At 44.2% G+C, this 8,403-nt stretch carries 6 protein-coding genes; 3 read left to right on the top strand and 3 right to left on the bottom strand.

What is annotated here, in order from left to right; all coding sequences use genetic code 11:
* Window positions 1–145: 145 nt before the first annotated feature.
* The gene (gene ilvD / locus KGY70_13305; GenBank protein MBS3776165.1) at window positions 146–1,822 is read left to right on the top strand and encodes a dihydroxy-acid dehydratase; all 1,677 of its coding nucleotides are present in this window, start codon (window positions 146–148) and stop codon (window positions 1,820–1,822) included.
* 290 nt (window positions 1,823–2,112) lie between these two features.
* Here ilvD and KGY70_13300 read toward each other — a convergent pair whose 3' ends face one another.
* On the bottom strand, window positions 2,113–2,364 hold the full coding sequence (locus KGY70_13300) for a hypothetical protein (protein ID MBS3776164.1): 252 nt from the start codon (window positions 2,362–2,364) through the stop codon (window positions 2,113–2,115).
* 123 nt (window positions 2,365–2,487) lie between these two features.
* On the opposite strand from KGY70_13300, the gene KGY70_13295 reads away from it, so the two are divergent.
* Window positions 2,488–3,033, top strand: a complete 546-nt coding sequence (locus KGY70_13295; protein MBS3776163.1) for a hypothetical protein — start codon at window positions 2,488–2,490, stop codon at window positions 3,031–3,033.
* Between the two features lie 748 nt (window positions 3,034–3,781).
* On the opposite strand, the gene KGY70_13290 is transcribed toward KGY70_13295, so the two are convergent.
* Window positions 3,782–6,214 (bottom strand): ABC transporter permease, encoded by a 2,433-nt coding sequence (locus KGY70_13290; GenBank protein MBS3776162.1) that lies wholly within the window; start codon window positions 6,212–6,214, stop codon window positions 3,782–3,784.
* Between the two features lie 831 nt (window positions 6,215–7,045).
* On the opposite strand from KGY70_13290, the gene KGY70_13285 reads away from it, so the two are divergent.
* Window positions 7,046–7,828, top strand: coding sequence for a sulfite exporter TauE/SafE family protein (locus KGY70_13285; GenBank protein ID MBS3776161.1), 783 nt, complete (start codon window positions 7,046–7,048; stop codon window positions 7,826–7,828).
* A 372-nt stretch (window positions 7,829–8,200) separates the two neighbouring features.
* On the opposite strand, the gene KGY70_13280 is transcribed toward KGY70_13285, so the two are convergent.
* The coding region (locus tag KGY70_13280) for a hypothetical protein (protein ID MBS3776160.1) at window positions 8,201–8,403 on the bottom strand (203 nt) is incomplete at its 5' end.

Below are 8,403 nucleotides of genomic sequence, written 5' to 3'. Positions count from 1 at the left end.
GCCCTTTGCTCTTAGCTTTATTCAATCATTTATTTGTGCACTTGTCCCGTCTGAAAGCGGGATTCGTGGCCATTGTCATCACTTAGGATAATTCCACTCAAAAAATCCTGAACAATTTTCTTTTCCTAATGTTAGAACTCCTGATATGAAGAAAAAAATCAACCCATACAGCTCAAAGATCACCCAGGATGAGAGTCTGCCTGCCGCACAGGCCATGCTCCATGCCATTGGCATGAAAGACAAGGATTTTCAAAAAGCACAGGTAGGTATTGCCAGCACAGGATTTCAGGGCAACCCCTGCAACATGCACCTCAATAACCTGTCGGAACAAATAAAAGAGGGCATTGATCATCAAAAAGACCTCTACGGTTTGATCTTTCACACCATCGGTGTTAGCGACGGCATCACCAATGGCACGGAAGGTATGAAATATTCGCTCCCATCGCGGGAGCTCATTGCCGACTCCATCGAAACCGTGGTAAGCGCGCAGTTTTATGATGCCGTGATCCCCGTTGTTGGATGTGATAAGAACATGCCCGGTGCCATGATCGCGCTCGGAAGACTCAACCGACCTTCAATTCTTCTATATGGCGGTTCCGTGAAAAAAGGCCACTGGAAGGGTAAAGATCTTAATATCGTCTCTGCTTTTGAAGCATATGGTCAAAAGATCAGAGGTAACATTTCTGAAGAAGACTATAAGGGAATTATTAAAAATGCCATCCCGGGAGCCGGTGCCTGTGGAGGTATGTTCACCGCCAACACCATGTCCTCGGCCATTGAATGCATGGGGATGAGCCTTCCCTATTCTTCTTCCAACCCCGCCGTGAGTAAAGATAAACAGTATGAAACCCATGAGATCGGTGAAGCAATACATCTGCTGCTGGAAGAAGACATCAGGCCGAGAGACATCATGACCAAAAAGGCTTTTGAAAATGCCATCACCCTGATCATGGCACTCGGCGGATCCACCAATGCCGTACTGCACCTGCTGGCCATGGCAAAGGCCGTGGAAGTAGATCTCAGCTTAGATGACTTTCAGCGCATCAGCAACAACACCCCCTATATTGCCAATCTGAAGCCAAGCGGAGAATATCTGTTCGAAGATCTTCACAATGCAGGAGGTATACCAGCCGTAATGAAGCGGCTTCTGGATGCAGGCTTCCTCGAGGGAAACCTGCTGACGGTAACTGGCAAAACACTTGGAGAAAACCTGGAAAAGGCGGAATACCTGGAAAAAGGACAAAAGATCATCCAACCCCTCTCCGATCCCATCAAAAAGAAAGGCCATATCCAGATTCTGTATGGCAATCTTGCCGAGAAAGGAGCCGTAGCCAAGATTACAGGCAAAGAGGGAGAATCTTTTACCGGGCCTGCCAGGGTCTTTGAAGATGAGTATGAAGCCATCGAAGGAATTCAATCGAGTGTACAAAAAGGCGATGTAATTGTGATCCGAAACTCCGGACCCAAAGGCGCTCCCGGCATGCCGGAAATGCTAAAACCCACGGGTGCCGTTATGGGAGCCGGCCTGGGCAAGGATGTGGCCCTGATCACCGACGGCAGATTTTCAGGGGGTTCTCATGGCTTTGTGATTGGTCATGTTACCCCCGAGGCCTTTGAAGGTGGCAACATTGCATTAATCCGGAGCGGCGACACCATCACCATCGATGCCACGCGCAACCGGATTGAAGTGGACCTCAGCGACGAGGAACTGGCAGAACGGAGAAAATACTGGAAGCAGCCTGCACCCAAAGTGACCACCGGAATCCTGAAAAAATATCTCGATACGGTATCCACGGCTTCAGAAGGATGCACAACGGTGTGAGCAGAGAGCAGAGAGCAGAGGAGCTGTCTCGGCTCCCAGGATTTGTGTCCCGAGTCCCGGGTCTCGGGTCGGCGGTAGCTAAAGTTTATGCCTTATTTGGTTTCGTAGCACTGTCACTTTTTTTATTCTTCTAACACTCTGTTGTTCTTTCGTACCGTCGCTATCATTTTCCAATCTCCGAGACGCAAACATTGCGTCTCTACTGCTTTGCTGTAACTATATCGCTGCCTAACTGTTGACTGCCTACTGCTTACTGTTTACTAATTTGACCTCACTACTTCCTCCCGTTTTCACGTATTCTCCTCTCCTCGTCTTCCCTTTTCCTCGTTTTTTCGTTCCGTCGTATCATCGTGCCGTCGTTCCGCCGCTCCATCGTTCTTTAGTGCCATCGTGCTGTCGGGCTGTTGTTTCCCAACCCCGAGACGCAAGCCTTGCGTCTCTACTGCAATGCCTGTAGCTACATCGCTGCCTATTAATTCACAAACTCTTGCCACATTGAAACATTTCTTTACAACCGAAGAGACACGCCTGTCTCTACTCACTTCCCGTATTCTCCTCTTCTCGTTCCATCGTTCTTTCGTGCTATCGCTCCATCACACTCAAAACTCACTACTTCCTCCCTCTCAGGTATTGCGAAACTCTTTTATTAGAGGAATGCTTACCATGTGCATAAAGAAGCCGGGCTGGAATGGAAGGCAAAATCTCCCAAAGCATATCAATTACGTGATTATCTGATTCGTGCCTTCAAGTTTGCATACAGGAATCACCCGGATCTTTTGAGTACTGTAACCATGATTAACAAAAAGAACGGTCATCCCGACATGATCCAGGATCTGAACACACTGGCAATTGTAGGAAAGGCAAATCCTGAACCCTTAACAAAAATAGGATTCGATCATACCCTCCTTGAACAAGCCAGTAGGATGTCCACCGAAATGGGTAAGCTTTTGGCAAGATACAAAGGAGAAGATCAAATCAATTATGAATATCAGAAAATGCGAAACAAGGCTTATACCCATCTGAAAGAAGCGGTGGATGAAATCAGGGAATGTGGTAAATTTGTGTTTTGGAATAATAAGGAGCGACGGAAAAGATATACCAGCCCACACATAAGAAAACTTCACAGAAAATACAGAAATCCGAAGAATAAAAAAGACGATGACGACGGATTCGATGATATTGACAAAGCTCCTAAAGATACTCAAAACTGATATATAAACGGCACCATTTACAATTCCCGGAGAATTTAACCAAATTGTAGTTTTCCTTTCTACAAACCTGATCAATTACAATACAAGGACACGCTCTTTCCTGCCATAAAAGATATGTACCCTTATTAAAAGATACTTGAGAATGGTTAAAACATATATTTAAGTGGCAAATTTAAGTTTTTTAGTGGCAAAAATAAATTTTATACTGGCAAAATGGATTGTGTAAATGGTAAAATAAAAATTTTTGATGGTAAAAGCAAGGTTTAAACTGGCAAAAGATTATTTTTAAATGGCAAAGACAATTCAATTTTTGGTAAAAATAAATTTTAAATTGGCAAAACTCCTAAATATATTGGCAAAATAAGTATTTATTCTGGCAAAAACAGATTATTCAGTGGCAAAGACATTAATTATCGCCAAAGGAAAGCAATTCATACTTACAGGCAGTGATAATCATTAAAAGGGAAGCAATTAATAATATACAGTTACTAATTTTATAGCTACAGGAAACAATAGAATATATAAAGGAAATGATTCACCAATAGAAAAGACATGCCATGGCATGTCTCTATCCTCATGTTCTCTCATTCTCACCTTCTACCCTTCTCTTCTTAGCCTTAGCCGCACCTCATTTCAACAATGTAACAATATAACAATTTAACAATCCCGATATACAAATGCCGGCTTTGAATTCTCTGGTCTTAGCCTTAGCCTTAGCCTAAGCCTCACCCAATCATTCAATCATTATTCATTCATACCTCAGCGAAAGAGCCGGATTCTTTCTGGCCGCCCTTATGGTCTGGTAACTGATAGTAATGAAGGCCACCATCACAATGATCAGCAGGGTAAATATAAAATCTGCTGGCTGGAGCGATATTCTGTATGGATAATTGGTCAGCCAGTTTGTGAGAAAATACCAGGCCAGTGGCCAGGAGATTATAAGGGCAATCAGTATAAGCCGGAGTGTTTCTTTGCCAATAAGCTGAACGATACCGGTAACCGAAGAACCCATAGCCTTGCGGATGCCGATCTCCTTAGTCCGCTGCTCTGCCGTGAAGGAGGTAAGGCCAAACAAACCCAGCGAGGCGATCAGTATGCTCAGAATGGCAAAACCAACGGCAAGCCTGGAACTTCTTTGCTCTTCCTCATATAGACTGGCATATTCCTGATCCATAAAAAAGTAAAGCATGGGATCATTGTCGGCGAACTCCTTCCATCTTTGTTCTATACTCCCGACTGTGGCAGACATATTATCTGGTGACAATTTTACGGTAAAGTACCCCCAGTGGGTATCTTCTGATTTGGGCAGAATGATATAAGGACCAATCTCCTGATGCAGCGAACGTATGTGAAAGTCCTTTACAATACCCACAATCTGGTTACTCTCCATGGCCATCTCTCCTTCTTCTCCGGTCGGCCGGGCAATTCTTTCACTGAAAGGATCATCAATGGGGTAATCTCTGAGGGCTTTCTGGTTGATAATACAGACATTGGCGTCAGAACTCAGATTCTCTCTTAAAAATCGGCCCTGGTCCAGTTCGATCCCGTAAACGTCAAGAAAATCTTCGTCTGCCCAGTTGGTATCAAACACATAGGTTTCATCCCTGGGTTGACTTTCAATCTGGTAAGCATTGTTGTTATTGGGATAACCGGGAACCATGGTGGAATGGGTTGACTGAACCACTCCGGGTATCTTGTTCACTTCTTCCTTAAAGATATTGATCTGATCCTCCAGAACACCGATGCGTCGAATGACCACCAGATTTTCCTTGTTAAATCCAATATCTTTATTCAGCATGTAATTCGTTTGCCTGGAAATTACGAGGGTTCCCAGAATCAGTGCACCCGATATAACAAATTGTGAGACGACAAGAATGCTGCGAATCCTTTTGTTCCTGGTCCCTGCCCTGACTTCTCCGCTCAGTGTTGGAGCAGGCTTGAACGCGGCCAGATAAAATGAAGGATAGCTCCCTGCCAGCAAACCAATAATAAGGGCCAGTAGTAAAAGCACCGGTATATAATACCATTGGTCCATATAATTCAAGGTAAGTTCTGTATTGATCAGGTTATTAAAATAGGGAAGCAGTACCTGCACCATAACAACGGCAAGGATAAGAGCCATAAAACTCATGATCACCGATTCAACCAGAAATTGCCGCACCAGCATGCCTTTTGTCGAACCGGACACCTTCCGCAGGCCCACTTCCTTAGCCCTGTTGGAAGCCCTGGCCGTAGAAAGGTTCATATAGTTGATGGCTGCTATGAGAATCAACATCAATGCAACCACAGAAAAAATGTAAATGTACTTTTTGTTATGAGAAGGTTTCATGCCGCCCTCAATTTCCGGTTCAAGATGAATACCGGTAAGCGCTTGCAGATGATATGCATAACGGTTACCTTTTTCCAGAAATTCATCAAACGAAAGGCCGAGAAATTCCTCCAGAATGGGCCCCGCATGCTCTCTGAGCAAACCGGGAAATTTATCCTCTACCTGTTGGGGAGAAGCATTCTCGGTAAGCAGAAAATAGGTTGACAAATTGTTGCTCAGCCAGTGAGTATCCCGGGAACGGCTGCTTGTTACGAAGGAGCCGAGCATATTGCATTTCATATGGGAGGTCTCAGGCATATCCCTCATGATCCCTGTAACTTCATGCTCGGTATCATGACTGCCAACCTTAATGGTTTTGCCTATGGCAGATTCATTGCCAAATATTTTCCGGGCGCCGGTTTCGGATAAAACCACCGTATTGGGTTTCGTCAGGGCTGTTTTAGGATTTCCTTTGATGAGTGGAGCAGTGAAAACGTTAAAAAAAGTGGAGTCTGCTTCCACAAAAGCATCCTCCACAAATGTCCTGTCTTGATAACGAATCACCGTCTCATCCCATGGATTGAGGCGTACGACATTCCTAACTTCAGGAAATTTGTCCTTAACGGTAAAGGCCAGCGGCGCCGGAGTCCAGGCACCCCTGAGCTCCTGGTTATTGATCTTACCATCCAGATAAACCCGGTAGATCCTGTCTTTTTCCTCATGATGCTGATCATAGCTGAGCTCACTAAAGATGTAAATGGCAATGAGCATGCTGCTGGCGATACCAATGGCCAGGCCGAAAATATTGATGAATACATAGCCCTTTTGCCTGCTGATATTCCGAAATGCGGTCTTAATATAATTTTTTATCATGACTTGGTCTTTTTATCATATGACGCTCAGGAGATGTGAATCGTTACACCTTAATTCAAATTATTTAAAAAATAAGAACCTCATTGGCTTTGCTTGTCATTAGTCATTCAATTGTCATTAAGTAGTCATTTATTGTCATTGGTGGTCAAAAGATGTGTTTGACTGGAGTTGGTGGTAATTAGTTGGCAGTTGGCAAGGGATGTAGCTTCAGTTAGCAGGGAGGTTTATTGGAACTGCAAGAATTCAAAGGGGAGAGTTGGCAAGTGGCAAAGGGCAGTTGGCAAGACATATAGCTTCAGTGAGCATGAGGATTTATTGATACTGCAAATGCATAATAAATCATTTGGCAATAGGCAGCTTGGCAAACGTCTAAATCTGGAGTTGGCAGGGGAAGCATAATGTCATTGATGGGCATCGATTGTCATTGGTGGTCATTAGGTGCTCATTTATAGTCATTGATTGTGTTCGTAGAAAGAAAAATAAATCAGGAAGTGAGAATCCGGGAGAAGGAGAGGACGAGAAGATGAGAAAAGGAGAAGAAGTAATGATTGATGAATAAATCCGGGAACCATTCTCCCTTAGCCTCGTCTCACCTTTATTTCAAAACCTGAAACATCAAACTTCAAACCTTAAACATATTCATCCTACGCTTTTTGCTCTGCGCTCTTAGCCTTTGCCTTCACATCATTATGACAATGTAACAATTTATCAATGTAACAATTTAACCATAGCCCCTCTGCCTCTTCGCCTTCGCCTTAGCCTCAACCTTAGCGTCATTTCAACAATTTAACAATTTATTATATATTCGCAGCCGTTTAAACTTTGTCAGGCATGGTAGAACTCTTCAGTAACTTTTTCGAACTGCTCCAATCATTTAATCTCAGCCCCCTGGAATGGGGCCTAATCTTTTTATGCGGCATACTGATCGGTGCCACCAAAACGGGATTGTCCGGTGCAGCCTTTCTTGTGGTGCCCATCATGGCCATGATTTTCGGGGGAAAGCCTTCCACCGGGCTTCTCCTTCCGATGCTCATCATGGGAGATATCTTTGGAGTTTCCTATTACAACAGGCATGCCAACTGGAGATACGTACTGAAGCCCATACCCTGGGCCCTGGCAGGTGTGGTGATCGGCGTGCTCGTGGGAAACCGGGTCTCCGGCGACATCTTTAACACTCTGATAGCCCTAACCATCATCATGGGGGTTATTCTTATGGTATGGCAAGACCAGCGAAAAAACCAGATCACCGTGCCGGATTACTGGTGGTTTTCTGCCATTATCGGAATGATTGGGGGCTTCTCCACGATGATAGGGAACTCAGCCGGACCGATCATGTCCATCTACCTGCTGACCATGTATCTTCCCAAAAATATGTTCATCGGAACCAAGGCGTGGTTCTTCCTGATCATCAACGTGACCAAGGTTCCGTTTCATGTGTTCTCCTGGAATACGATCAACCTGAGGACCTTTGCATTTGACCTCTCCGTGCTTCCTGCCATCGTTCTGGGGGCTTTTATCGGTGTCCGGGTTGTCAAACTGATCCCGGAAAAAGGCTATCGGATACTGGTGATCGTTACGACTGTGGTTGCTTGTGTGATCATGCTTACCAGGTAACCTTGGTTGGTTCTCTGCCCGGGTATGGATCATGGATAAATTTATCAGCCTGTATTGGAATCATTTGTCATTGATGGTCATTGATGGTCATTCAGTTGTTAATTCGGTGGTCATTCCTTGTCATTCGATTGTATCCGCAGATCATCAAATCTTTAATTCCAAAACCTTAAACATCAAACATTAAACGCTTTGCTTCGCCTCTTTCCAACAATGTAACCATTTCACAATTTAACCATTCCCCAGATACAAATACCGAATGTAAATGGTCTGCTCATTAGCCCTAAGCACTGCTTCGCATTCAATCATTCAATCATTCAATCATTGAAGGGTGATCAGGATTGATACTTTTTCTTAAAAAGAATCCAAGATCAGCTAAAGATCCTCCAAAATAAACGATATGGCATCTTTTTGACTGAAATGGTATATCATTCTGTCCAGGTAGGCCAATGGAATGCCGATTTGTTCACAACCCCGGCGAAGGCCGTCTTCCACCGATTCATAAATATACTTCGTATCCTGAAGTTTGTGCCGCTCAACCTCCAGGCCAAAATTCTCTCTAAGCACATCAGCTATTC

This window comes from Bacteroidales bacterium (assembly GCA_018334875.1).
Lineage (GTDB): Bacteria > Bacteroidota > Bacteroidia > Bacteroidales > UBA12077 > JAGXLC01.
The sequence above is the reverse complement of the archived record's forward strand: the minus strand, read 5'-3'. Positions and strand labels throughout refer to the sequence as shown.

Bases quoted from the DNA above. Each gene is read 5' to 3' on its own strand.
- ilvD (MBS3776165.1), top strand. From the start codon at position 146: ATGAAGAAAAAAATCAACCCATACAGCTCAAAGATCACCCAGGATGAG.
- KGY70_13290 (MBS3776162.1), bottom strand. From the start codon at position 6,214: ATGATAAAAAATTATATTAAGACCGCATTTCGGAATATCAGCAGGCAA.
- KGY70_13285 (MBS3776161.1), top strand. From the start codon at position 7,046: ATGGTAGAACTCTTCAGTAACTTTTTCGAACTGCTCCAATCATTTAAT.